The sequence below is a fragment of the Pseudomonas sp. LH1G9 genome (genome assembly GCF_002949975.1).
In the GTDB taxonomy this organism is placed as follows: Bacteria; Pseudomonadota; Gammaproteobacteria; order Pseudomonadales; family Pseudomonadaceae; genus Aquipseudomonas; species Aquipseudomonas veronii.
In genome coordinates this window covers 1805926-1829222 of the sequence record NZ_CP026880.1, presented here as the reverse complement: position 1 = coordinate 1829222, position 23297 = coordinate 1805926, and the positions used below count along the sequence as shown (strand labels likewise).

Annotated in this window: 22 protein-coding genes; 4 read left to right on the top strand and 18 right to left on the bottom strand. The window is 61.2% G+C overall.

Annotated elements, in window-relative coordinates; translation table 11 throughout:
- Positions 1-303 precede the first annotated feature (303 nt).
- Together C5F70_RS08695 and C5F70_RS08690 are read right to left on the bottom strand one after the other, a co-directional pair.
- Positions 304-1758: a TrkH family potassium uptake protein gene (locus tag C5F70_RS08695; RefSeq protein ID WP_017845571.1), complete on the bottom strand. Its 1455-nt coding sequence runs from the start codon at positions 1756-1758 to the stop codon at positions 304-306.
- A 345-nt stretch (positions 1759-2103) separates the two neighbouring features.
- On the bottom strand, positions 2104-2259 hold the full coding sequence (locus tag C5F70_RS08690) for a F0F1 ATP synthase subunit gamma (protein ID WP_256588376.1): 156 nt from the start codon (positions 2257-2259) through the stop codon (positions 2104-2106).
- Positions 2260-2972: 713 nt separating this feature from the next.
- On the opposite strand from C5F70_RS08690, the gene C5F70_RS08685 reads away from it, so the two are divergent.
- The 4 genes from C5F70_RS08685 (at position 2973) to C5F70_RS08670 (ending at position 7897) form a co-directional block, all read left to right on the top strand.
- Positions 2973-3968 (top strand): TRAP transporter substrate-binding protein, encoded by a 996-nt coding sequence (locus tag C5F70_RS08685; protein WP_026139851.1) that lies wholly within the window; start codon positions 2973-2975, stop codon positions 3966-3968.
- A 65-nt stretch (positions 3969-4033) separates the two neighbouring features.
- Positions 4034-4666: a TRAP transporter small permease gene (locus tag C5F70_RS08680; RefSeq protein WP_046486948.1), complete on the top strand. Its 633-nt coding sequence runs from the start codon at positions 4034-4036 to the stop codon at positions 4664-4666.
- Entirely contained in the window at positions 4663-5946 is a 1284-nt protein-coding gene (gene dctM, locus C5F70_RS08675) for a C4-dicarboxylate TRAP transporter large permease protein DctM (protein ID WP_017845567.1), read from the top strand. Before C5F70_RS08680 ends, dctM begins: the two co-directional genes overlap by 4 nt.
- Before the next feature lie 745 nt (positions 5947-6691).
- Positions 6692-7897, top strand: a complete 1206-nt coding sequence (locus C5F70_RS08670) for an ISL3 family transposase (protein WP_026139890.1) — start codon at positions 6692-6694, stop codon at positions 7895-7897.
- Positions 7898-8168: 271 nt separating this feature from the next.
- On the opposite strand, the gene C5F70_RS08665 is transcribed toward C5F70_RS08670, so the two are convergent.
- The 16 genes from C5F70_RS08665 to C5F70_RS08590 form a co-directional block, all read right to left on the bottom strand.
- A complete protein-coding gene (locus C5F70_RS08665) occupies positions 8169-8750 on the bottom strand; it encodes a putative natural product biosynthesis protein (protein ID WP_026139850.1) in 582 nt (193 codons plus the stop codon).
- A gap of 209 nt (positions 8751-8959) precedes the next feature.
- The gene (locus C5F70_RS08660; RefSeq protein ID WP_017845565.1) at positions 8960-9349 is read right to left on the bottom strand and encodes a DUF2946 domain-containing protein; all 390 of its coding nucleotides are present in this window, start codon (positions 9347-9349) and stop codon (positions 8960-8962) included.
- Between the two features lie 77 nt (positions 9350-9426).
- A complete protein-coding gene (locus C5F70_RS08655) occupies positions 9427-11061 on the bottom strand; it encodes a methyl-accepting chemotaxis protein (RefSeq protein ID WP_046486945.1) in 1635 nt (544 codons plus the stop codon).
- A 114-nt stretch (positions 11062-11175) separates the two neighbouring features.
- The gene (locus tag C5F70_RS08650) at positions 11176-12180 is read right to left on the bottom strand and encodes a CDP-6-deoxy-delta-3,4-glucoseen reductase (RefSeq protein WP_104903113.1); all 1005 of its coding nucleotides are present in this window, start codon (positions 12178-12180) and stop codon (positions 11176-11178) included.
- Positions 12181-12190: 10 nt separating this feature from the next.
- Positions 12191-13216 carry a 4-hydroxy-2-oxovalerate aldolase gene (dmpG, locus tag C5F70_RS08645; RefSeq protein ID WP_079443696.1) on the bottom strand — a complete coding sequence of 342 codons (1026 nt, stop codon included), beginning with the start codon at positions 13214-13216 and terminating at the stop codon, positions 12191-12193.
- Positions 13217-13226: 10 nt separating this feature from the next.
- On the bottom strand, positions 13227-14168 hold the full coding sequence (locus C5F70_RS08640; protein WP_079443695.1) for an acetaldehyde dehydrogenase (acetylating): 942 nt from the start codon (positions 14166-14168) through the stop codon (positions 13227-13229).
- Positions 14165-16024: a feruloyl-CoA synthase gene (locus tag C5F70_RS08635; RefSeq protein ID WP_104903112.1), complete on the bottom strand. Its 1860-nt coding sequence runs from the start codon at positions 16022-16024 to the stop codon at positions 14165-14167. The genes C5F70_RS08640 and C5F70_RS08635 overlap by 4 nt, the downstream gene beginning before the upstream one ends.
- 108 nt (positions 16025-16132) lie before the next feature.
- Positions 16133-16915, bottom strand: coding sequence for a 2-keto-4-pentenoate hydratase (locus C5F70_RS08630; RefSeq protein WP_104903111.1), 783 nt, complete (start codon positions 16913-16915; stop codon positions 16133-16135).
- Between the two features lie 29 nt (positions 16916-16944).
- On the bottom strand, positions 16945-17916 hold the full coding sequence (locus C5F70_RS08625) for a nitronate monooxygenase family protein (protein WP_017847311.1): 972 nt from the start codon (positions 17914-17916) through the stop codon (positions 16945-16947).
- Positions 17917-17958: 42 nt separating this feature from the next.
- The gene (gene hcaB / locus C5F70_RS08620; protein ID WP_104903110.1) at positions 17959-18771 is read right to left on the bottom strand and encodes a 3-(cis-5,6-dihydroxycyclohexa-1,3-dien-1-yl)propanoate dehydrogenase; all 813 of its coding nucleotides are present in this window, start codon (positions 18769-18771) and stop codon (positions 17959-17961) included.
- A 10-nt stretch (positions 18772-18781) separates the two neighbouring features.
- Positions 18782-19312: a 3-phenylpropionate/cinnamic acid dioxygenase subunit beta gene (locus tag C5F70_RS08615; protein ID WP_017847309.1), complete on the bottom strand. Its 531-nt coding sequence runs from the start codon at positions 19310-19312 to the stop codon at positions 18782-18784.
- A gap of 9 nt (positions 19313-19321) precedes the next feature.
- The gene (locus C5F70_RS08610) at positions 19322-20671 is read right to left on the bottom strand and encodes an SRPBCC family protein (RefSeq protein WP_057005521.1); all 1350 of its coding nucleotides are present in this window, start codon (positions 20669-20671) and stop codon (positions 19322-19324) included.
- 39 nt (positions 20672-20710) lie between these two features.
- Positions 20711-21064, bottom strand: a complete 354-nt coding sequence (locus C5F70_RS08605) for a non-heme iron oxygenase ferredoxin subunit (protein WP_017847307.1) — start codon at positions 21062-21064, stop codon at positions 20711-20713.
- Positions 21036-21911: a protocatechuate 3,4-dioxygenase gene (locus tag C5F70_RS08600; RefSeq protein ID WP_046383254.1), complete on the bottom strand. Its 876-nt coding sequence runs from the start codon at positions 21909-21911 to the stop codon at positions 21036-21038. The genes C5F70_RS08605 and C5F70_RS08600 overlap by 29 nt, the downstream gene beginning before the upstream one ends.
- 4 nt (positions 21912-21915) lie before the next feature.
- Entirely contained in the window at positions 21916-22212 is a 297-nt protein-coding gene (locus tag C5F70_RS08595; protein WP_032804499.1) for an extradiol ring-cleavage dioxygenase, read from the bottom strand.
- 6 nt (positions 22213-22218) lie between these two features.
- Positions 22219-23034, bottom strand: a complete 816-nt coding sequence (locus tag C5F70_RS08590; RefSeq protein WP_017847304.1) for an alpha/beta fold hydrolase — start codon at positions 23032-23034, stop codon at positions 22219-22221.
- Positions 23035-23297: the final 263 nt, after the last annotated feature.

The following is a 23297-nucleotide window of genomic DNA, read 5'->3' as shown; positions in this document are numbered from 1 at the left end:
TCCCCCTCATCTCAGTCAACCCGTTAGCCTGTTCGACGCCGAACATAAACTGGGGGGCGGCCATTGGTCGTCCTTGTGGACGCAGAGCAAGGCTATTGGTGGACACGCTGGTACTGCACGCTCAATGAAATCATCGAATAGCACTTGGGCCGCCTGTACAGGCGCGCGGGCACTTGTCGATACCGCACAGCAAATGCTGATTAACGGCAAGGGCCAGGCGGGAGACGCAATGGGTGCTTCACGTCGCGACGGCCCTGGGTATTGACCGTCTACCTCGGCTCGAGCCCTGTGAACAGTGAATAATCAATATCTCCAAAATACCGGCGTGACGAGCACTAACACCGTCAGGATTTCCAGCCTTCCAAGCAGCATTCCTACGGTCAAGAGCCATTTTGCGGCATCCGGTAATGATGAGAAGTTACCGGCCGGCCCAATGATCGTGCCAAGCCCAGGCCCGACGTTACACACTGCCGTAGCCGCACCGCTCAACGCAGTTGTCCAATCCAGCCCAATGAGACTCAGGCCCAAGGCAATCGCGGCAATCGTGATGGAGAAGAAAAATGAGAAAGTCAAAAGCGAACGCAAGATCTCTTCGTCAATAGGGTGGCCGTTGTACTTTTTCTGAATCACGGCGCGAGGATGGATCAGTTGCTTCAAACTGCTCACCAATAGCGCGGCCGCCACTTGAAAACGGAAGATTTTAAGACCACCCGCCGTGGAACCTGAACACCCACCGACGAAGGTCAAATAGAAAAAGAGCAAAACGGCGAAACTGCCCCACAAGGTGTAATCGCCCACGGCGACGCCAGTGGTGGTGACAACCGAAGTCACATTTATTGCCACGATACGAAATGCTTCCCACCATCCGTAATCGCTGTGAAAACACAGCCAAGTACCTACCACCAGCCACGTGAAGACCAAGAACCCAATAAATCCGCGAACCTGGTGATCCTTCAGCAGCGCACGCCGATGGCCGCGCAATGTCGCGACATACAACGTAAAAGGCAGGCTACCCAGAATCATGATGACGACTGCAACCCAGTGAATGGCAGGCTGTGTCCAATGCCCTAGAGAAGCGTCCGACGTCGAGAAGCCGCCGGTAGAGATCAACGACATGGCGTGGTTGACGGCTTCAAACGGCGTCATCCCGGCAATCCAGAGCGCGAGCGTTCCGGCGCCAGTGAGTCCCAGATAAAGAAAAAGGATGTATTTGGCTGCTACATGGGAGCGCGGCGTCACTTTTTCCGACCAGTCTGAAGACTCAGTCTGGAAAAGACGCATGCCCCCTACTCGCAGTAGCGGAAGAATCGCCACGGCCATGCCGATAAAGCCGATCCCTCCCAGCCAGTGAAGCATTGATCGCCAGATCAACAGCCCAGGAGAGGCGGTGTCCAAACCACTCAACACCGTTGAGCCCGTGGTTGTGATGCCAGACATCGTTTCAAAAAAAGCATCGGTGTAACTGATGTGATGGATAAACACCATTGGCAACGCTGCGAAGGTACACACCACCACCCAACTGCCGGTGGTCAGCAGGTACATATCCCTTGGACGAAGTTGAGCCGTCTCTGGGCGCCCTCGCATGATCAGCAACAGACCGCAGATGAACGTAATCAAACTGGACCAAAGAAAGGCGGACAGGTCGTCGCTGCGCTCATAGACCACCAGCGTGATCATGGGGATGGCCATGCTTATAGCCAGCGTAATAAGAAAAAGACCTAAGACAAAGCCGATGAGCCGTATTGCCGCGAGGGACATAAGAAAAAACCTGCCAAATTAGCGCCGCGCAGTATCGGACTGCTAACATTTTTGAGCCCGTAAATTTTGCGTAAATTTTCTATGGACGATCAGTCGTTTCGCCAACCTTAGCCTATTCCAAAGACTGCGCGGTTAAGGCGGGTTGCCCCAGCACTTTTTTTCAAACCTGCAGACATTGCGTCCACATTGACGCGGGGGGCGCTTTCATAGGTTGTTCAGATCCATGGAAAGCGGCGGTACCTTTCTTAAATCACATCCTCTTCCGAGGCCTTCAGGTGGAACAGCCCCTTGACCTTGGTTTACAGTTTTTTTGCGATGGCCTGTGCTTCAAGCGTGGTGCCCTGCTCAGCCTTGGGGACCGGCATCGGCGTTCGGCGACAGGGCGTCAAAACCTGAAATCACGTCAAAGAGTTCCTCGTCGATGTCGGCTTGGCGCAAACAGTGATAGGTGGCCTCAAGGTGTTGCAACAGTTCACCGATGTTGCGGTCTGCGCGCTGCATCGCGGCAAGACGGCCGGCGTCCCTCTCTCACGCAGGTTGGCCACCGCCTTGGCCACTGCCGACGCTCGCTGGCCAATGGCGCAATACACACAACACGTTCTTGTCGCGCTGATTAAAAATGGTAATGAGCGTGTGCCGGAGCAGCGTGGTAGCCAGGCCTGTTCAGGGCCGTCGGGCGAGCGACAGCAACAACCAATGGCACAGCTGCCGGCTGATTGAGTCTGGAGATGCCCCCCGAGTTGGGGGCGCAGACGATGCCGAACTTCGCCCGGGAGCTCGGCGAGTACGTGATTTTGTTGAGGCCCTGGTAGCTCCGACATATTCAGTAACCTTCTTTTTCGGCGCGATCTGAACACGGTGTGAGGCCCGTGAATTCAATGGCCGCGCAGCGCCTAAACGTCTGCTCTGCTCCACAATTGCACAGCCCCGAGTTAGCGGCCTGACAGGCTATAGAGTAGCCCCTTGAGTAGTACTACAGCGCCGTTGTCAGGGGGCCATTGCATACCGGGAGCTGGTGGGAAAGCCTCCCGATCGAGCTCCGTAGGTGTCGTGCAGGAGCAGAAGGTTCGGAAACTACTTATTAGTGGATCTTTGCAGTGATGCCCGAACATCTAGTTGTAAATTTTTGCCTAGACTGACTGCTTGACCGCATAACGAATACACGTCAGAACATCGACTGTACAAAACTAAAAAAACAAAAGGAATTCCCCGAAATGTTCAAATCCTTCTGCAAGGCACTTGCCTGCACGTTTGCTCTAGGGAGCATGAGTGCAGTCATGGCAGCTGATCCAATCATCATCAAGTTCTCACACGTCGTCGCCGACCACACGCCAAAGGGGCAAGGCGCACTGCTGTTCAAGAAACTGGTAGAGGAACGCCTGCCCGGCAAGGTCAAGGTCGAGGTCTATTCCAACTCATCGTTGTTTGGTGATGGCAAAGAGATGGAAGCCCTTTTGCTGGGGGATGTGCAGTTAATTGCGCCGTCACTGGCCAAGTTCGAACAGTACACAAAGACCGTCCAGCTGTACGATCTGCCCTTTCTGTTTGATGACATTGCTGCGGTTGACCGCTTCCAGATGAGCCCACAGGGCCAAGGGCTGCTCAAGTCCATGGAGAGTAAAAACATCACCGGCCTGGCCTATTGGCACAATGGGATGAAGCAGTTGTCTGCCAACAAACCGCTGCGTGTTCCTGGTGACGCCCGGGGCCTGAAATTTCGGGTGCAAGCCTCTGCCGTGCTTGAGGAGCAGTTCAAGGCCTTGCGGGCCAACCCGCGCAAGATGAGCTTTGCCGAGGTGTATCAGGGCTTGCAAACCGGTGTGGTCAACGGTGCAGAAAACCCTTACTCGAACATCTACAGCCAGAAAATGCATGAGGTGCAGAAATACATCACCGAATCCAATCATGGTGTGCTCGATTACATGCTGATCACCAACACCAAGTTCTGGAATGGCCTGCCGCCAGACATTCGCAGTGAACTGGACAAGATTATTGTGCAGGTGACCGCGCAGGTTAACAAAGATGCCGAGCAGCTCAATCAGGATGCCAAGCAAAGCATCATCGCCGCCAAAACCACCGAAATCATCACCCTGACACCTGAACAGCGCGAACAATGGCGCGTCGCGATGAAACCCGTCTGGAAAAAATTCGAAGCAGATATCGGCCCTGAGCTGATCACCGCAGCCGAAGCCGCCAACAAGGCTCAATGACCGGGAGGCAGGTGTTGCCGACGTGGTAGCACCTGCCAGTCATTACCATACGGGAGATGCCATTCATGCAGGCCTTTCGGCGCATCTGGGAACACTTCGAGGAAGGCTTCATTGTCTTCCTTTTGGCCGCCATGACATTGGTAACGTTCGTCTACGTCATTCTCAACAACCTCTATACGCTGTTCTACAAACTTGCCGACAACTGGGAAGGCGCCAGCGACTTATTGTTCGCCCTCGGCGATCGCGTCATGAGCATGGCTCAAGCCATGACCTGGAGCACCTCACTGACCAAGGCGCTGTTTGGCTGGCTGATCTTCTTCGGCCTGTCCTACGGCGTGCGCACGGCCGGGCATATCGGCGTTGATGCGCTGGTGAAGCTGGTCAGTAAACCCGTCCAGCGGCTCATTGGGATGTTGGCCTGTCTCTGCTGCCTGCTCTATGCCGGGCTATTCAGTGTGGCCAGCTTCGAGTGGATTCATACCCTGATGTCAGCAGGAATAGGCGCCGAGGATCTGGGGCACTACGGGATCATGCAGTGGCACATAGGGCTGATTGTCCCTGTGGGTTTTGCATTGGTGTTCATCCGTTTCGCTGAAATTTTCGTGCGTATCCTGCTGCACCGCCAAACCGGCCTTGGCCTGGCCGATGAGGCTGCGGACGTGATGAAACTGACCGAACACGAGGACGACAAGTCATGACCATTGCCTTCCTGTTCGCGACACTGTTCGCCTTGATGTTCATTGGCGTGCCCATCGCCATTTCCTTGGGCCTGGCGGGTTCGCTGACCATTGTATTTTTCAGCCCCGACTCGGTACGTTCCCTGGCGATAAAGCTGTTTGAAACGTCAGAGCACTACACCCTGCTAGCGATTCCGTTTTTCTTGCTTGCAGGCGCCTTCATGACCACCGGCGGCGTCGCACGCCGGCTGATCGATTTTGCCAACGCCTGCGTCGGCCATATTCGTGGGGGGCTTGCCATCGCCGCCGTATTGGCCTGCATGCTGTTTGCAGCCCTGTCCGGCTCCAGCCCTGCAACGGTTGCAGCAGTAGGCTCGATCGCCATTGCCGGCATGGTGCGCTCCGGGTATCCGCAGGCATTCGGCGCGGGAATCGTCTGTAACGCGGGCACTCTGGGCATCCTGATACCGCCCTCGATCGTGATGGTGGTCTATGCCGCCGCCACCGAGACGTCCGTCGGCAAGCTGTTCATGGCCGGCGTCATACCTGGCCTATTGCTGGGTATAGCGCTGATGGTGGCGATCTACATCGTCGCGGTTAAGAAAAACTTACCGGCCATGCCGCGCGCAACCCTGCGTGAGTTTCTGAGCGCCGCGCGCAAAGCCATCTGGGGCTTGCTGCTGATGTTGATCATCCTGGGTGGCATTTACAGCGGGATGTTCACACCGACAGAAGCCGCTGCCGTTGCCGCCGTGTATTCGGCGTTCATCGCCTTGTTCGTCTACAAGGATCTGACGTTTCGCGAGACACCCAAAGTGCTGCTGGACTCTGCCAAGTTGAGCATCATGCTGATGTTCATCATTGCCAACGCCATGCTCTTTGCTCACGTATTGACCACCGAGCAATTACCCCAGCAGATCACAGCCTGGGTGATCGAGGCAGGACTGACACCAGTGACCTTCCTGCTGGTAGTGAACATCGTCTTGTTGGTGGCCGGCGCCTTTATGGAGCCCTCGGCCATTATCCTGATCCTGGCGCCGATCCTTTTTCCGATTGCCATGAAACTGGGTATCGACCCGATTCACCTTGGCATCATCATGGTGGTCAATCTGGAGATCGGCTTGATCACGCCGCCGGTCGGCCTGAACTTGTTCGTGACGTCCGCCGTGACGGGGATGTCGGTGCCGGCCACCATAAAGGCGGCCATGCCCTGGCTGATGCTCTTGCTGCTGTTCCTGATACTGATTACCTATGTACCTTGGATATCCCTGGCCCTGCCCAACTGGCTGGGCATGAATTAATGACCACGCTTGCGGACACTTGAGGGTTGCTGCCGGTGAAACCGGTAGTGTTAAGGCGCCAATCGTTGGCAGTGCAAAAGACTACCCGCTCGCCCGTTGAAACGGCGATTGGCACGGGCATGCTGGCCCAGGCCAGGGCTTGAAACAGGCACGCGAACAGGCAGACCAGAAGGCCGAGGGTGGGCCGAGCGTGCGGTGGGTGCCTGTTGGAAAGCATGCAAGAATCCCTGCAATTGTTATGTCGTCAGCAATGCCCGTGGACAGGACATATTCCGTGCTTCAACCGTTAATCTGCAGAGCCCGCAACCGTTGGTTGAGGCTCGAACGCACATTGAAGGAGCGCCAGGAACCTTGCGATTCCCGGCGCTCAGTAACGCGACCCAAACCCTGCCAAGGGAAAATGTCGTGTCGACGCAGAATCTAGCATGCCCGTGCGCGCCACCTGACCTGCGACAAACCACCACAGACAGCGCCTCATTGCACAATCAAGAACCACGCCTTGGCGCTCTGCCCTCCTGACTGTGGCGGGCTGTCGCACCGGCCTCCTCGCTCAACGCCAACAACCGCAGTGCCGAGCCCCATGAACCTGGCTCATGAACGCCAAACCGGCACGCGGGCGAGTGAGGACCGGGACATCAGGCAAAAAAAAGGTTCTTCACGGAATCCCGGGAAACACAGAAACAAGAACGCCGATTTGATGGATGATGTTCGTGCGAGCAAACACATCTAAAAAACCGGCGTTCTTATGCGCAATATTAATACTTTCCTTCCTTTTTGGGAGGGCTTTTCTGTCGTTGCGATCAAACCTGACGGCGATGCCCTTCAAATCGATCTGATCCCCCAGGCCACGCGATTTCCCACCTGTGGTGGCTGCCAAAAGCTCTGTTCAACAACTCATGAGTACTGCGATCGAGTCGTGCGTGACTTGCCGATTCTCGGTCGTGCAGTCCGCCTCAACGTGCAGCTCAGGCGTGTTAGTTGCCGTGATTGTGGCAAGCGCATGGAGGTCGTCAGTTGGCTGGATCGCTATGCCCGCATGACGCGCCGGCTGGCAGAGGCCGTTATTCAAGCCTGCGAACGCCTTCCTACACTGCATGTTGCGCAAATGTTCGGGCTGCACTGGGACACCGTTCGGTTGCTGGAGCGGCGCGCTCTGCAAGCGGCGTTGAGTGCCTTACCCAAGGCCCAACCACGGCGCTTGATAATGGACGAGTTCGCGTTATTCAAAGGTCATCGCTACGCCAGCGTGGTGTTGGACGCTGATACTCGGCGAGTGCTTTGGATCGGCGAAGGCCGTAGCCGAGCGGCAGTCAGACCGTTTTTCGAAGAGCTGGGGCCAGAAGGGTGCGCCCGAATTGAAGCGGTAGCGATGGACATGAACACGGCTTATGACCTGGAGGTTCGCCAACACTGCCCAAAAGCACGGGTGATTTATGACCTTTTCCATGTGGTCGCCAAATATGGCCGAGAAGTGATTGATCGTGTTCGCGTTGACGAGGCGAACCGATTGCGCCATGACAAGCCCGCTCGAAAGATCATAAAGCAAGCGCGATGGTTGCTATTGCGTAACCCGGAGAACCTGAAAAAGCCGGAACAGCAGGTTCATTTACAGGATCTGCTGGCCGCTAACCAATCGTTAATGACGGTCTACTTGATGAAGGCCGAGCTCAAAATGCTCTGGGCGCCGAGCGATGCCTGGGACTGGAGATCAGCCTGGAAGCAGTGGCTGCGTCATGCTCAAGAAAGCGAAATACCCGCACTGATCCAGTTCGCAAAGCGACTAAAAGGCTACTGGCGGGGCATCGTGAGCCGGGTACGCTGGCCAATGCACACCGGTCAGTTGGAAGGAATAAACAATCGAATAAAGGTCATCAAACGAATGGCGTACGGTTACCGGGACAGCGAATTCTTTTTCATGAAGATCAAGAGCGTCTTTCCCGGCAATCCGTGAAGAACCAAAAAAAAGCCCTCTGGGAAGAGGGCCTGGCAACCGGCACATGAACGGGTTCAAATGCCGCGCTTCGAGCTACCGTGGAAGTGTCTGCCTCCGCTCAAAGCCTGCACACTTTATGAGCACAGTCTCAGGGCAACAACTGCGACAATCGGCCACACCTCGTGCGCTGATCGGCACGATCCGCGGTGCTGGCGGCGCGAGTGATCAATGCTGATCAGGCGTGGTGTTTTGTCGCAGCCCACTGGCGCCCTCCTGGGTCAACAGTGCGTCAAGGAATCGGCAGCCAGCGGCGAAATCCCACACCGCCCTTGCCGGTCAACGGGCACCAGGCAAAGTCCCAGGGCACGGGCGGAAACTCCTCCAGATCAGCTTCAAGCCCGGGCACCGGACGGGGTGCCTGCTTCCAATCGAACACCATTTGCGGCGCGCCCTGCCAGGCCAACACCAGCCCCCGAGCCTGGCTGTCATCGCTATTGATCCAGCGTGCCGCCGCAGCGCACATAAACGACTCGATGTGCTCTTCGTTGATCCGCGCCTGATACTTTGAGCCCAGTAGCCAGCGGCATATGCTCAGGTAATAGGTCCAGTTCAACGGCGGATGATTGCGATAGGCCCAGGTCATGAAGCCACGAAAGATATTCAGGCCATCGGGCGGATCGAGTTTGAGCAAGCCGGGGCACACATCGAACAAGGTGTGCCAGTAAGGCAGCAGTCGGGCATCCAGGTGTACGAAACTGCGCGCATTACCTGGGTAATCCGGAAACGGCAGCAGGAAGTCCGCTTGATTACGCAGACGCGAGGTTTTGCTGACCAATCGCGAAGCCCCCGATGGAACGGCTAGCGCGCGCATGGCGACCTCCGGCTGATCGGCGCAGTTGCGGATTTTGCGTGTTTTCTTGCGTAAACGGTCGCCGCCAATCCTGACAGTAGCCGGCGACGGAGGCGTGCAAATACATGAGCCATTTTGTGCTCCTTCCCGTGTCACCTTTAACCGTGGAGCCCCCCGCGACGCCTGACGAACCTGGGTCGACAGGCACAAGGGGGCTTAGACAAACGCGGTCATGCGCAAAGTGCGGGGGAAGCTCTGGGGTTGGCCGAGGGCCAGGAATAACGTGGGGGCGCCTTGCAGCGCTGTTCGCGGTCAGGCCGGCGTACCTGCGCGATCCGCAGCAACCAGCCCAGACAGAACAGCAAGGCGATGCTCAAGGTCACGGACGAGCAGATCGGACAAGCAAAACTCCCGGCCCAGCCACTGGCGGACAGATCGGCGAGGTCTGTTTTCGAGGTCGGCGCGGAACTGCCCTGGGAGGAGCAGAACTGCCCGCCGACGCCATTGAGCGTCAGGCCCGTCACCTGTCCGTGAGCCAAACCGCAGGCGAACACATTGAACAGGACGCAGAAATACAGCGTCCAGGCAATGAGCGAGCGGTCTGAGCGGGTCAGTTTCATGGCGGCGACTCTAACACCGAACAGCCAGTCGGTTGAAGCGCGACCAATGTCGCCTCACAGGTTCAAACAGCGAGCCTTCAAAGCCTGAGCTGCTCGACCTGCCCTTCCAGCACCCGTGCCAACTGCCGCAACGCGTCGCTGGAATCACGCGTGCTGACGCTGGACGCGCCGCTGACCGTCACCAGCGTATGGATGCGCGCCAGGGTGCGGCTGATTTCATCTGCCGTCACCGCCTGCTGCTCGGCCGCACTGGCGATCTGCAAGGTCATGTCGCTGACGGTCGCGGCCGACTGGGTGATCCGCTTCAAGGCGTCGCCCGCCCGCGCCGAGATCTCGACCGGCACACGTGCCGTTTCGACGTTTGCGACGATGCGCTCCAGCGCCCCACGGGCACCTGACTGCACCTGCTCGATGATCTGCTTGATCTCCACCGTGGAGGCCTGCGTGCGCTGAGCCAAGGTCCGCACCTCATCGGCGACCACCGCAAACCCCCGCCCATACTCGCCCGCCCGCGCGGCTTCGATTGCCGCATTGAGCGCCAGCAGGTTGGTCTGCTCGGCAATCGCGCTGATCACATCCAGCACACTGCCGACTCGGCTGGAGTCAGCCTCCAGTTGCTTGACCAGTGCATGGGTGCCGAACAGCGCCTCGACCAATTGCTGGATAGCGTCGATGGTCGACTGAACGATGTGCTGCCCATCGCTGGCCTGCCCTTCGGCCAGCCGCGTGGCATCTGCCGCCACGGCGGCGTTGCGTGCGACATCCTGCACGGTGGCGACCATTTCATTCATGGCGGTGACCAGGCTGTCGGTTTCCAACAGTTGGTGATCGAGGCTGGTCTGGGTAGCCGCTGTGACCTCGCCGAGGTCGTCACTCAGGCGCAACACCTGCCCGCTGGCCACTGCCGTGCCTCGACTGACTTCGTGGGCGGCGTGGATCAAGCAGTTGACACTGCGTGACAGTTGCGTGAGTTCGTCATTGCCAACGGCGGGCAGCCGTATCGTCAGGTCGGTTTGCCCGCTGACCGCTGCCCCCAGCACCTCGACCGTCTCCCGCAGCGGCCGGGTAATGCTGCGGATGATCATCCAGGCAAACAGCATCAACCCGAGCAGCACCACGGCGCTGATCCATGCCGGCGCCACCAACACGCGGTTGACGACCCGTTGTACATCGCTGGGGTAGATGCCGCTCGCCACCACCCAGCCCCAGGGCTTGAACAGGCGCGCCTCAGACAGTTTGTATTCGGCCGGCGCGCCATTGGCACGGGGAAAGTAGTAATCCACCAACACCCGCCCCTGCTCGCGCGCGCCTTCCACGAACTGGCGGGAAAACGGCTTGCCGTTCTGGTCCTTGAAGTCGCCCAGCGCCTTGCCCACCAACGCCGGCGCCGTCGGGTGCATGATCATCCGATAGTCCAAGTCGAGGATCAGCAAATAGTTATCGCCCAGGTAGCGCAGGGTTCCGACCACCTCGGCGGCCTGGCGCTGGGCCAACGCCAGGCTCATGTGGCCGTTTTCCACTTGCCCGGCGTAGTACGCAAGGATCGAATTGGCGGTGTTCAGCGCGGTGTCGACGCCCGCCATTTTTTCTTCGAGCAACGAGCGCTGCAGCAACAGGCCCAGCCAGATGGCCAGACAAATGATCAACACGCCCAGGCCAACCACCAACGCGCCAATACGCGTCGTGATGCGCCATTTTCTAAGATTCAGCACGCAAGCCTCTCAGGATTATTGTTGTTGGGCAGGCAAGCAAACCGGCGGCCTCGGGGAGCCGCCTGATTCACCTGGCCTGGGGGCACGCACGCTAAAAACGCGCACGGTCAGGCTCTAGACGAAGGCGTCGGCATAGAAGTCGGCCGCCTCCAGTTGCCGCAACTCGACGTAGTCGCGCCGCGCTGAATCAACCACGATCGGCGCGCCACAGGCATACACTTCAAACCCCTTGAGGCTCTGGAAGTCGCTCAGCACCTGGCGGTGGACGAAGCCGGTCGCACCCTGCCAATCACAGGCCGCGGTAGGATCGGACAGCACCGGGGTGTAGCGCAGCCACGGCAACTGTGCCTCCCAGGCCAGCAACTGTTCATGCCGATACAGATCCTCACGGCGCCGGCCGCCCCAGTACAGGTAAACCGGACGCCGGTTGTGCCCCTGTTCGCGCAGCTGTTCGAGCAAGGCCTGGATCGGCGCAAAACCGGTGCCGCTGGCCAGGAAGATCATCGGCCGCTCGCTGTCGCGCAGGTAGAACGAGCCGAACGGGCCTTCCATGCGCAGGATGGCCTTGGGTTGCAAGGCGTTGAACACATGCCCGCTGAACACCCCGCCGGGCATGTGTCGAATGTGCAGCTCCAACTGGTTGTCCCGTGGGGTGTGGGTCGCCATCGAATAGCTGCGCCGGCTGCCATCCTTGAGCAACACCTGCACGTACTGGCCCGGGAAATAAGTAAACCCGGCGCCCGGGGCGAGTGTCAGCCGCAGCACTGCAACGTCACTGCTGACCTTGTCGAGGCTGGCCACACGCACGCCCATCTGCTGGATGCCGATACCGCGCAACGCCGTCACTTCTGGCGCCTCGATCACCAGGTCAGAGCGCGCCGTGGCGCAGCAAAACAACGCCAACCCCCGCGCCCGCTCGGCCGCGCTAAGTACCTCCAGCGGGCTGTCGCCGTGCTCCACTTCACCGCTGAGCACCTGGCCCTTGCAACTGCCGCACGTGCCGGTGCGGCAGCTGTGCTTGAGCATCAGGCCGTCGGCCAGCGCCGCGTCCAGCACGGTTTGTTCAGGCAGTAGCGGACAACTCAGGCCGACCGGAAGAATCTGCAGTTGATAGCTCATGCGCGCCTCCTCAGTGTGTGTGCTTGCCAGCGGCCAACAGGTCCAGCGCGACGTCGACGATCATGTCTTCCTGGCCACCGACCATCCGGCGTTTGCCCAGCTCGACGAGGATGTCCACGGTCTTCAAACCGTACTTGGCCGCAGCGATTTCGGCATGGCGCAGGAAGCTCGAATAGACCCCGGCATACCCCAGCGCCAGTGACTCGCGGTCGACCCGCACTGGCCGATCCTGCAACGGCCGCACGATGTCGTCCGCTGCGTCCATCAAGGTGTAGAGGTCGGTGCCGTGGTTCCAGCCCAGGCGTTCGGCGGCGGCGATGAACACTTCCAGCGGCGCGTTGCCGGCCCCGGCGCCCATGCCGGCGAGGCTGGCGTCGATGCGGTCGCAGCCTTCCTCGACCGCGGTGATCGAGTTGGCCACGCCGAGCGAGAGGTTGTGGTGGGCATGCATGCCGGTTTCGGTTTCCGGCTTGAGCACGGCCTTGAACGCACGAAAGCGATCGCGGATGTCCTGCATGTTCATCGCGCCGCCGGAGTCGGCCATGTACACGCAGGTCGCGCCGTAGCTTTCCATCAGCTTGGCCTGGGCGGCGAGCTGCTCGGCCGGGATCATGTGGCTCATCATCAGGAAACCGACGGTGTCCATGCCCAGTTCGCGGGCGTATTCGATGTGCTGTCTGGAGACGTCGGCCTCGGTGCAATGGGTGGCGATCCGCACCACGCGGGCACCGGCGTTGTAGGCCGCCTTGAGGTCATGCACGGTGCCGATGCCGGGCAGCAACAGCGTGGTGATCTTGGCGTGGCTGATCACATCGGCGGCGGCTTCGATCCATTCCAGGTCGGTGTGCGCCGCGAAGCCGTAGTTGAAGCTCGAGCCTTGCAGGCCGTCGCCGTGGGCGACTTCGATCGAGTCGACCTTGGCCTTGTCCAGGGCGCGGGCGATGTCCTGCACGTTTTGCAACGAATACTGATGACGCACCGCATGGCTGCCGTCGCGCAGGGTCACGTCGGAGATGTAGATTTTCTTACCGTTCATGTCGCTCTCCTCAGGCCTGTTGCATCGACTGCGCCATGCGCTCGGCGGTAGCCAAGGCAGCGGAGGTCATGATGTCGAGGTTGCCAGCGTAGGCCGGCAGGTAATGGGCGGCGCCTTCGACTTCGAGGAACACCGAGGTTTTCAGGCCGGAGAATTTGCCCAGGCCAGGGATGTTCAGCGGCGCATCTGCCGGGATCACGTCGAACTGCACGTTTTGCTTGAGGCGATAGCCCGGCACATAGGCCTGCACGGCCGCCGCCATCTCGACGATGGAGGCTTCGACCAGCGCCTGATCCGCCGCTTCGGACAGCACAAACACCGTGTCGCGCATGATCAACGGCGGCTCGGCCGGGTTCATCACGATAATCGCCTTGCCCTTGGCCGCGCCGCCGATCACTTCGATGGCCTTGGACGTGGTTTCGGTGAATTCGTCGATATTGGCGCGGGTGCCGGGCCCGGCGGATTTACTCGCGATCGAGGCGACGATTTCGGCGTAATGCACCTTGGCCACACGCGACACCGCGGCGACCATCGGAATGGTCGCCTGGCCGCCGCAGGTGACCATGTTGACGTTGAGCTGATCGAGGTTCTGCTCCAGGTTCACCACCGGCACGCAGTACGGACCGATGGCTGCCGGCGTCAGGTCGATCAGGCGGATGCCGGGCTTGATCGCGCGCAGGAACGCATCGTTCTGCACATGCGCGCCGGCCGAGGTGGCATCGAAGACGAAGTCGATGTGCTGGAACACGTCCATGCGGGTCAGGCCTTCGACGCCTTCATGGGTGGTGGCCACGCCCATGCGCTGGGCGCGGGCGAGGCCGTCGGAGGCCGGGTCGATGCCGACCATGACCGCCATTTCCAGGTGTTTGGCGTTGCGCAGGATCTTGATCATCAGGTCGGTGCCGATGTTGCCGGAACCGATGATGGCGACTTTGAGTTTTGCAGGGTTCATACGGCTTCTCCGTAGACTTCAGCGAGGAGGATGACGCTGGGCTCGAGGCTGTCGGCGTACAGCCGTGTCACGGCCTCGGCGCGCAGGCTCAGCGCCATGCGCTGGTTGATGTAGCCTTTGTCGGTGATTTCGCCGTCGTTGAGGCTGGGCGGCGAATCGAGAATCACCAGGCGCATGGCATGCTGGGACGACGCCGGGAATTCCTTGGCCAGCGCCAGCAGCCCCGAACACAAGGCCAGGCGCACCTCGGACTGCATCGCCAGTTGTGCGCCGCTCATCTGTTGTCCGGCGGCACCGAGCAGATCGCGCAGGGCCGGGCTCGGGTAGATCAGCGCACCGATCACGTCGCGATCATGCCCACAGATCACGCAATCGCTGACGTAAGGCGCCAAGGCACTGACCAGGCGCGGACGCAGGGTGCCCACCGATACCCAGGTGCCGCTGCTGAGTTTGAAGTCTTCAGTCACCCGACCGTCGAACTGCACCCCCAACTCCGGCCGCTGCGGGTCGACCAAGCGCCCCGCGTCGCCAATGCGGTAGAAGCCCTCCTCATCGAACGCGGCCAGGCTGCTGACCGGGTCCTTCAGGTAGCGCGGGAACACCGACGGCCCGCGCACGCGCATCTCCAGCTTGTCGCCGCAGGGCACGAACTTGAGCTGCGTGCCCGGCACCGGCAGGCCGATGATGCCGGCCTTGTCGGCGGCGAAATGCACGTTGGTGACCACCGGCGACGTCTCGGTCGAGCCCCACTCGGTGGCAAAGAACAGCGGGGTGTCGCGGACCTTGGTGGCACACGCCGCCAGCCGCGCCCAACTGCTCTGGGGCAGCGCGGCAGCGGCGTAGAACAGCATGCGCAGACGCCCGAACAAGGCGCGCGCCAGTACCTCGTCGCGCTCGAGGTACGGCAGCAAGACCTCGTAGCCGCGCGGCACGTTGAAGTACAGGGTGGGTCGCACCGACTTGAGGTTTTCCACGGTGCGGTCGATTTGCCCCGGCAACGGCAGGCCGTCGTCGATGTACAAGGTGCCGCCGTTGCGCAGTACCAGGTTGAAGTTGTGGTTGGCGCCGAACACATGGCTCCAGGGCAACCAGTCGAGCACCACCAGTTCTTCGTGTTCAAGAAAGCGCCAGCACTGGGCAATCGCCTGCTGGTTGGCGCAGAGCATGCCGTGGGTATTGACCACCGCCTTGGGCGCACCGGTCGAACCGGAGGTCATCAGGTAGCGCGCCGGGGTGTCGCCGTCGAGTAGTGCAAACGCTTGCATCACCGCTGGGCTTTCGGCCTTGTACAACAGCGGCAAGGCCAGCGCCCCGCAAATTTCCTGGGCGTTGCGCGCCGCCACCACCAGGCAATCCGGGTTGACCAACTCGATGGCACGGCAATAGGCATCGCCGTCGTTGACGAAAATCAGCGCCGGCTTGAGCACTTCGACAATCGCCTTGAGTTTGCTGCACCCGCTGCCGGTGTTGCGCGAGTACGCCACGGAAATCGTCGACACCGGGATGCCCACGTGCAGCGCCGCCAAGGTCAACAGCGCCTGGTCCAGATCGTTTTCCGAGAGCATCAGCAGCGGGCGCCCCGCCGGCAAGTCCAGCTCGAGCAAGCCCTGGGCCAATGCCCCCACGCGCTGGCGTACCTGGGCATAGTTCAGGCTGAACCAGCCGGCGCCGCGCCGCTCGGCCAGGTAGGCACGCTGCGGTGTCTGCACGGCCCAGTGTTCGAGCCACTGCCCGATACAGCGCGCATAGGGCTGCAGGGGTTCGGGGGAACTCAGCACGAAGCTGCCGTCGGCACGTGCCTCATACAGCACCTTGGCAGGGGCCAATTGGGTCGGATCATTGAAAAAATCGTACATTGCACGCCCTCGTGAATACGGCAGGCCATCAGCCCGCTGCTCACTCGTTTTATTGTTGTAATCGCCACCGGGTCGTCAGCCCGGTAGCAGGGTTGTTGCCTGCCGGCCTCAGCCGAAACGACAGCTCACTTCACCCAGGCGGGTGAGGCGCAAGCGCACGCCGTCGCCCGCCACCACCGGCACCATGGGCCCGAGCGCGCCCGACAACAGCACGTCGCCCGCCTGCAACGGGCGCCCGGTCAGGGCCATGGTGCGCGCCAGCCACAGCGCAGCGTCGAGTGGGTTGCCCATGCACGCGGCCCCCACGCCGATGGCCGCCTGGGCCGCGTTCTTCTCCAGCAGCATGCCTTCGAGCGCCAGGTCCAGGCCGCGCAGGCTGACAGGGGTCTTGCCCAGCACGTAGAGGCCCGATGAAGCGTTGTCGGCCACGGTATCGACCAGGGTGATCTTCCAGTCCTCGATCGCCGAGTCGACGATTTCCAGGGCCGGCAGCACATGGTCGACAGCGCGCAGCAATTCGCCCAGGGTCGTATCGGGGTGAGGGAGATCGCGCCCCAGGACGAAGGCAATTTCGCCCTCGACCTTGGGCTGGATCAGCCGGGTGCTGTCGATGGTCTCGCCATCGCGGTATTCCATGTCGGCGAACAGCATGCCGAAATCGGGCTGATCGACGCCCAACTGCTGCTGTACCGCCAGGGACGTCAGGCCGATCTTGCGCCCGCTCAGGCGCCGACCGGCAGCCAGGGCGGCCTGGGTGTTGATCTCTTGCACGGCGTAGGCGTCGTGCAACGACTGGATGTCGAAACGCTCGGAAATGCGTGGGCAAGGGCTGCGGCTCGACCGCGCCAGGGCCAGCGCAGCGGCGGCGGCCTGAAGGTTTTCGTGGTGCATGGGGTTGCTCCTGAACGGTTCTGGATGGCTCACAACTGACGTGCGCGGCTTTCGCGATAACCCTGGTGCAACTCGTCCACCAGTTGCGCCACGCTGTAGGTGCCGGTGATCTGGCCTACGCCCTGGCCGGCCGACCACACATGTTTCCAGGCCTTGTTGGCAGTGGAGATGTCACCGGAAAAGTCGATGCTGGCGCGGTTTTCGGCGCTGGGGTCGATACCGGCCTTTTCCAGCGACGGCCGCATCCAGTTGGCAAGCACGCCGCTGACCGCCTTGGTGGTGGTCACGTCATCCAGCGAGCAGGCCACCAGCATGTCGCGGTAGGCGGCTTCCACCAGGCTTTCATGGGCGGCAATCAGACGGGTCCCGACCAGCGAGAAATCGCAGCCCAATACCTGCGCCGCATGGATGTCGCGGCCGTTGGAAATCGCCCCGGCCAAGCCCAGAGGGCCGTCCCAGAACTGGCGCACTTCGGCGACGAAGGCGAACGGGTTGTAGCTGCCGGTATGCCCGCCCGCCCCGTTGCACACCAGGACCAGGCCATCGACGCCAGCGGCCACCGCCTTGCGCGCCAGTGCCGGGCTGATCACGTCGGCGATCACCACGCCACCATAAGCGTGTACGGTTTCAAGGACACGCTTGGGGCTACCCAGGGCTGTGGACACGATGGGCGGCTGATAACGGCGCACCAACTCAAGCTCAGCGTCGAAGCGGTCGTAGGTGCTGTGTACGATCATGTTGAGCATCCATGGCGCCCACTGCTCGCCGCGTTGCTGCGCCAGCTCACGCTCGCGGCTGATCTGCTCCAGCCATTCCTGCAATTGCTCGACCGTTCGCGCATTGGGCGCCGGAAGGCTGCCGACGATGCCGGCCTGGCAGCAGGCAGCCACCAGGGCCGGCCCCGACACCAGGAACATCGGCGCCGCAAGGACCGGAAGGTTGAGCCCGGCAAACAGGTTCAGGAGTTGCTGTTGCGGTGCACTCAGGCTTGTTCTTGTCATCACGCATCTCTCTTATTCTAGTTATCAAGGCGTCGGCCTGGCTCAGGCCTTGCGCGGCTTGGCTGCACCGGCACTGCGGATCTCCCAGCCGCCATCGCTGTGGATGAAGTTCGCCGTGGTCAGGCCGGAATTTTCCCGCGAGGCCAACAGCACGTAGTGCCCGGTGTGGTCTTCGGGCTCGGCAATCCGTTGCAACGGCACCGCCTGCGCCGCACCGGCTTCGAAGCCCGGGATCTGGTTCAGCGGCACACTGCGGCTGTTCAAGCCTTCCAGGCTTTTCATCGGCGTGTTGGTCGCCCCCGGAGCCACGCCGTTGACGCGGATCTCCGGCGCCAGCTCATAAGCCAGCTGGCGAATCATGCCCACCAACGCATGCTTGGCGGTGACGTAGAGAATGCCACCGCCGCCGGCATAAAAGGCACTGTTGGAGAGGGTAAAGATCATGCTGCCCCGGGTTTCGCGCAGCGCCTCGATCGAGGCTTGCGCGCCCAGCAGATAACCCTGCACGTTGGTGGCGAAGAGTTTCTGGAAGGCGCCCTCGAACTCTTCCGGGGCAATACGGTCCAGGCGCGTGAAATAATCGAACACGGCAGCGTTGCCGACGAAGGTGTCAAGCCTACCAAACGCCTCGAGGGTCGCCGCCACCGCACGCTGATTGTCCTGATACCGCGACACATCCCCCTCAATCGTGATGACCGCGTCGCCAAGCGTGTCAGCCAACGCGGCCAGTTGCGCCGCATCGCGGCCCATGACCGCGACGCGCGCGCCCTCGGCCACGTAACGACGGACGATGGCGCTGCCAATCCCCCCGGTACCGCCGGTGACCAATGCCACCTGCCCTTTTAACCAAGCCATATGCCAGCCCTCAGAGGAAGGTGTTGATGTTCTTGCACAGCAACATCGCGTTAGGGATCAGGATCTTGCGCTTGAGCAACTTGAGGCCGTCGGCCTCCAGGCGCAGTACATCCTCGCGCCGGCCGGCGATCTGGTGATGCTCGTCCAGGCCGCGGCTGCGCACGTTGATAAAGCACGAGTAGGCCAGGTATTCGCCCGGCGCCGGGCCGGCATACACTTCGATGTTGCTGATCAGGTGAACGTTGCGCGTCGGCGGGTTCTCGGCCCAGGCCGACGGCTGCTTGAAGCGTGCCACGCGGCGCTTGAGTTCGCGCATGCCGTCATCGAAGAAGGCCATGTGTTCCAGGCGATAGGGCCCGGATTTGTCCTCGCGGCGCCGGTTCTCGATGCCCGGCATCCAGTAGTGGATGGCTTCGCTGAGACCGTGCAGCCACGCGTCCCAGCATTCGCCGTCGAGCAGGCGCGCTTCGCGCAGCAGGAACTGTTCGACGCGGCGGGTTTCCTCGACTGAAACGAGGCTGTCCTGTTGTTCGTGTGTCATCTGGCCCCCTCAGCGCAGCGTGCCGTTGCGGTCCGGAACATCGGCCCAGGTCGGAGCCTGCAGCAGGTCCTTCCAGCGCTGATAGAACGCCCGCGCATTACATTCGTTGAGCTGGCCCTTGAACACATTGCCGGGCAACTCGCTGTTTTCGAGACGGGTGTGCATGCCCAGGCCGACGTACAGGTCCTGATAACGCGTGACCACGCCACGGCTGCTCTTGGTGCAGTACTCCCAGTTCTCGCCGTCGTCCATCTCGAACACCCCGGTGGGCGAGAACGTCATCATCGCGCCGCGCCGCCATTTGTCCTTGATCTCCTGCGGGGCGTTTTTGTTGACGATCACCCAGGTGAACAGCTCGATCTTGTGCGGGCCGCGCGGCTGCCAGATGCGAACGGTGTTTTGCCCCGGCAGAAAGGAAAAGTTGGGGAACACGGTGAACGAGGAAATCGCCCCGATCAGCCGCGAGCGGAATTCGCCGAGGCGGTCCGCCACCTTGGGACGCAGCACGTGCAGGTATTTGTTGATGTCTTTCTCGCCCAGGGTCGCGGCGTTGCCGACCACGTCGGTGGCGAACTCATAGCCGTGGCCATTCCAGTTCACCGAGTACGACTCGGGCAACTCGCCGACATTCGCCACCGGCCCGCCGAGCATGGCCTTGGCCGCCGAATCGTGGGTCCAGCCGCCGTGCAGGATGTCACCGACGAAGTTCTCGGCGGCGATCTTCCAGTTGCACTCAATGGTGGAGCGGATGCAACCACCGAGAAACTCGCTGCCGCCTTCATCCATGTCGAGCATCACGTCCATGTACCAGGTCATCGGCCCGAGGTATTCCTCCAGGGTCGGCGCATCGCTGGCAAACGTGGCGAAAACCAGGCCTTTATAGCTGGCGACACGCGCCTCGCGCAGGCCGTGCCTGGACTTGTCGAACTGGCTTTCTTCGTAGCATTTGGACTCGTGCATGCCCATCAGCCGGCCGCCATCGGCACCGAACGACCAGCCATGGTAGTTGCAGATAAAACCGCGGGCGTTGCCGGCCTCGGCAAAGCACACCTTGTTGCCACGGTGCGGGCAGGCATTGAGGAAGACCTTGATCGAGGCGTCCTTCTGGCGCACCACCAGCACTTCGTCTTCACCCATCGAGGTGGTCAGGTAGTCGCCGGACTTGGGCAGCTGGGACTCGTGTGCGACGAACAGCCAGCAGCGCGCGAAGATTTTCTCCAGCTCCTGCTCGTAGATCGCCGGGTCCCAGAAGACCTTGCCGGACAGGCGCCCTTCCTCCATGTCGCAGATACGGTCGAGGTTGCCCAGGGCGGGCGTGCTTTCAATGGTTCTGAGCGGTATGTGTTTGTTGTTATCCATGGTTCAGACTCACAGGAATACGGTTGGACAGCGGCCCGGTCACACCGGGCTGTTGGCGGCGGCCAGCGCCTCGTCAGCCTCCAGGGCGATGTCGGCGAACACCTCGCGGTCGGTGACGATGACCTTGTAGGTGCGCAAGTGGCGCTCGCAGGGAAACGTCACCGCCTTGCCGCTGGGCACATGGAACTGGCCCCAGTGGACCGGGCAGGTGATCAGGTCGTCTTCCAGGTCGCCCTCGGCCAGCGAAGCGGTGGCGTGGGTACACATGTCGGTGGTGGCGTAGAACGTGCCCCCCAGGTTGTAGACGCAGATGGCGTCGCCCTCGCGGTGGGCAACCTTCTTCAGCTCCCCTGGCGCCAGCTCATCACGTTGGCAAAGTAATACACGGCTCATGCTCGGCCCTCACACTCAGTTGCACAAAGCCCAGCCCGGTGACCCAGGCGGGTACGGCTTCATAGGCAATCACTTCGCCCTGCGGGCGCTCGATGGCGGCCAGGGCGCAGGCGAAGTTACGGATTTCCATCGCGCCGTTGCCGGCCCGACGCAGGATCTCTTCGTCGCTGTAGGCGCACAGCGCTTGCAGGTCGCCATTGACGCCGAGGGCGAGAATCTCGCGATCGAAGTCTTCGGCCACCCGGCCCATCTCGGCGGTGCCGACCCAGTGGCTGATACCGCCACTGCCGATAATCACCACACGCTCGTCGGCATCGAACGCTTCGACGGCCGCCCGCAGCTGCCGGCCGAGGTCGGCCGAACGCTGGAGCGAGATGTACGGGTCAACGCCGCACGCCAGGTACACCGGAATGCTCGGCAACTCACGCCCGAGCAAGGCCTCGGCCGGCTTGACCACCAGTTGGTGCGGAATGGAAAAGGAATGGTCGACGGTAAAACTGCGCGCCACGGTCCAGTCCACGCCCTGCCCATCGCCGTGCTCGACAATGTGCGCGGCCAACGCTTGATGGTTGCGCACCGCGCCACGTTCCAGGCCCGGCAGGCGATCGATGGGGCCATCCACATCGCCGGTGCCGATCACATAGCGCGGCAGGCAATGGGTGCCGAACAGAATGTAATGGTCGCAACCGACGATGATCACCGAGGTCGGCTGCAAGGCCGCCAGGCGTTCGGCGCAGGCTTCGTATGCAGCCCATACCGCCTCACGTTGCGCCAACGGCGGCGCGTCGGGTGCCACGAACATTACCGGGTCATGCGGCATCCAGAAGCCGCCTACTATCTTGCCCATCGGTTCACCCCTTGAGCGCGGCGGAAAATCCCGCGCTGTGTTCGTCGGTAGCGCCCAGGCGCTGTTTGTAGAGGCTCATGTTGCGGTCAGGGGCAAGCTCCTGCCAGAAGCCCATGGTCAGCATCGGGTTGACCCCGGCCGCCTGCAGCCCGGCAACATCGAACTCGACGATCATGCGGACCTCGGCCTCCTCCAGGGCAAAACGCCCGAGGAACCCGACCGCGTCCTGCCGAAAGCGCTCTTTGGCGACACGCTCGACGCACAGCTGCCAGAGCGCACGCTCCATAACGTTTCTGCTCATACCGGCCTACTCGCTGAGGAAATCGCGGACCAGCGCGGCAAAGCGGCGCGGCTGCTCGCTCTGCACCCAGTGCCCGCAGCGCCCGAACAGGTGCAGGTCGGCATCGGGAATGCTGTTGGCGATCAGCAGCCCGCACTCAGGCGGCACCACGCGGTCTTCACGGCCGTGTACCACCAGCGTCGGCGCGACGATCTTGGCCAACGCGGCCGCGGGAAAGCCCTTGACCAGGGTCGGGCCGTCGGCGGCCGGCTGCGGGATCAGTTTGCGTAGCGCCTGCTGGGCACCAGGGCGCGCACTGGCTTCGTAACGTGCCTGCACCATCGCCTCGGTAATCAGCGACACGTCATAGGGGAACAGCTTCATCAGCTCGCGCATGTTGTCCAGCGATGGCTCGTATTCCCAGGCGCCGCGCAAGCCTGGGGTCTGCACGAACTCACCAGCCGGGGTGCCGAGCAACACCAGCTTGTTGACCCGCTCCGGTGCGAACACCGCTAGGCCGATGGCCAGCGCGCCGCCAAACGAATTGCCGACGAACGAGGCTTTTTCGATGTCCAGGGCATCCATGATGCCGAGCAGATGGTTGACCCACAGCTTGATGTCGTACTTGGCGTCGTCCTTGAACTCGGTGAAGCCGAAGCCGGCGATGTCCGGCACGACCACGCGCCAGCGATCAGCGAACACCGGCACGGTATTGGCCCAGTTGGCCCAGCCCGATACACCGGGGCCCGAACCATGCAACAGGAACAAGGCCTCGCCCTGACCGGCTTCGTGGTAGTGAGTCTGGTGCCCTGCTGCAAGCAGAGTCTTGGGATTTGCGCTCATGTCGGCCTCCGGTTCTTATTCTTAACATACAGATGTGTATCTGTATGCTATTTACCGATTTGACCTGCGTCAATTAAAAAAACGTGGCTTTGTGCAAATAATCTAAAATCCAACCTACACACATGTACTCTAGAATCCGAGCACACGCAGCCCCCATGCGCGGGCCACAGTCGGTGCGCTGGCAATAGCTTCGTCGTTGCGCCGGGCGTTAGAATGGCGGCTCGCTGCCAAGGCGGGCGTCGAACGCTGCTGTGCCCTGGCGC

Coding starts and splice junctions, on each gene's coding strand:
- C5F70_RS08695 (WP_017845571.1), bottom strand. CDS start 1,758: ATGTCCCTCGCGGCAATACGGCTCATCGGCTTTGTCTTAGGTCTTTTT.
- C5F70_RS08690 (WP_256588376.1), bottom strand. CDS start 2,259: ATGCAGCGCGCAGACCGCAACATCGGTGAACTGTTGCAACACCTTGAG.
- C5F70_RS08685 (WP_026139851.1), top strand. CDS start 2,973: ATGTTCAAATCCTTCTGCAAGGCACTTGCCTGCACGTTTGCTCTAGGG.
- C5F70_RS08680 (WP_046486948.1), top strand. CDS start 4,034: ATGCAGGCCTTTCGGCGCATCTGGGAACACTTCGAGGAAGGCTTCATT.
- dctM (WP_017845567.1), top strand. CDS start 4,663: ATGACCATTGCCTTCCTGTTCGCGACACTGTTCGCCTTGATGTTCATT.
- C5F70_RS08670 (WP_026139890.1), top strand. CDS start 6,692: ATGCGCAATATTAATACTTTCCTTCCTTTTTGGGAGGGCTTTTCTGTC.
- C5F70_RS08665 (WP_026139850.1), bottom strand. CDS start 8,750: ATGCGCGCGCTAGCCGTTCCATCGGGGGCTTCGCGATTGGTCAGCAAA.
- C5F70_RS08660 (WP_017845565.1), bottom strand. CDS start 9,349: ATGAAACTGACCCGCTCAGACCGCTCGCTCATTGCCTGGACGCTGTAT.
- C5F70_RS08650 (WP_104903113.1), bottom strand. CDS start 12,180: ATGAGCTATCAACTGCAGATTCTTCCGGTCGGCCTGAGTTGTCCGCTA.
- dmpG (WP_079443696.1), bottom strand. CDS start 13,216: ATGAACGGTAAGAAAATCTACATCTCCGACGTGACCCTGCGCGACGGC.
- C5F70_RS08640 (WP_079443695.1), bottom strand. CDS start 14,168: ATGAACCCTGCAAAACTCAAAGTCGCCATCATCGGTTCCGGCAACATC.
- C5F70_RS08635 (WP_104903112.1), bottom strand. CDS start 16,024: ATGTACGATTTTTTCAATGATCCGACCCAATTGGCCCCTGCCAAGGTG.
- C5F70_RS08630 (WP_104903111.1), bottom strand. CDS start 16,915: ATGCACCACGAAAACCTTCAGGCCGCCGCCGCTGCGCTGGCCCTGGCG.
- C5F70_RS08625 (WP_017847311.1), bottom strand. CDS start 17,916: ATGACAAGAACAAGCCTGAGTGCACCGCAACAGCAACTCCTGAACCTG.
- hcaB (WP_104903110.1), bottom strand. CDS start 18,771: ATGGCTTGGTTAAAAGGGCAGGTGGCATTGGTCACCGGCGGTACCGGG.
- C5F70_RS08615 (WP_017847309.1), bottom strand. CDS start 19,312: ATGACACACGAACAACAGGACAGCCTCGTTTCAGTCGAGGAAACCCGC.
- C5F70_RS08610 (WP_057005521.1), bottom strand. CDS start 20,671: ATGGATAACAACAAACACATACCGCTCAGAACCATTGAAAGCACGCCC.
- C5F70_RS08605 (WP_017847307.1), bottom strand. CDS start 21,064: ATGAGCCGTGTATTACTTTGCCAACGTGATGAGCTGGCGCCAGGGGAG.
- C5F70_RS08600 (WP_046383254.1), bottom strand. CDS start 21,911: ATGGGCAAGATAGTAGGCGGCTTCTGGATGCCGCATGACCCGGTAATG.
- C5F70_RS08595 (WP_032804499.1), bottom strand. CDS start 22,212: ATGAGCAGAAACGTTATGGAGCGTGCGCTCTGGCAGCTGTGCGTCGAG.
- C5F70_RS08590 (WP_017847304.1), bottom strand. CDS start 23,034: ATGAGCGCAAATCCCAAGACTCTGCTTGCAGCAGGGCACCAGACTCAC.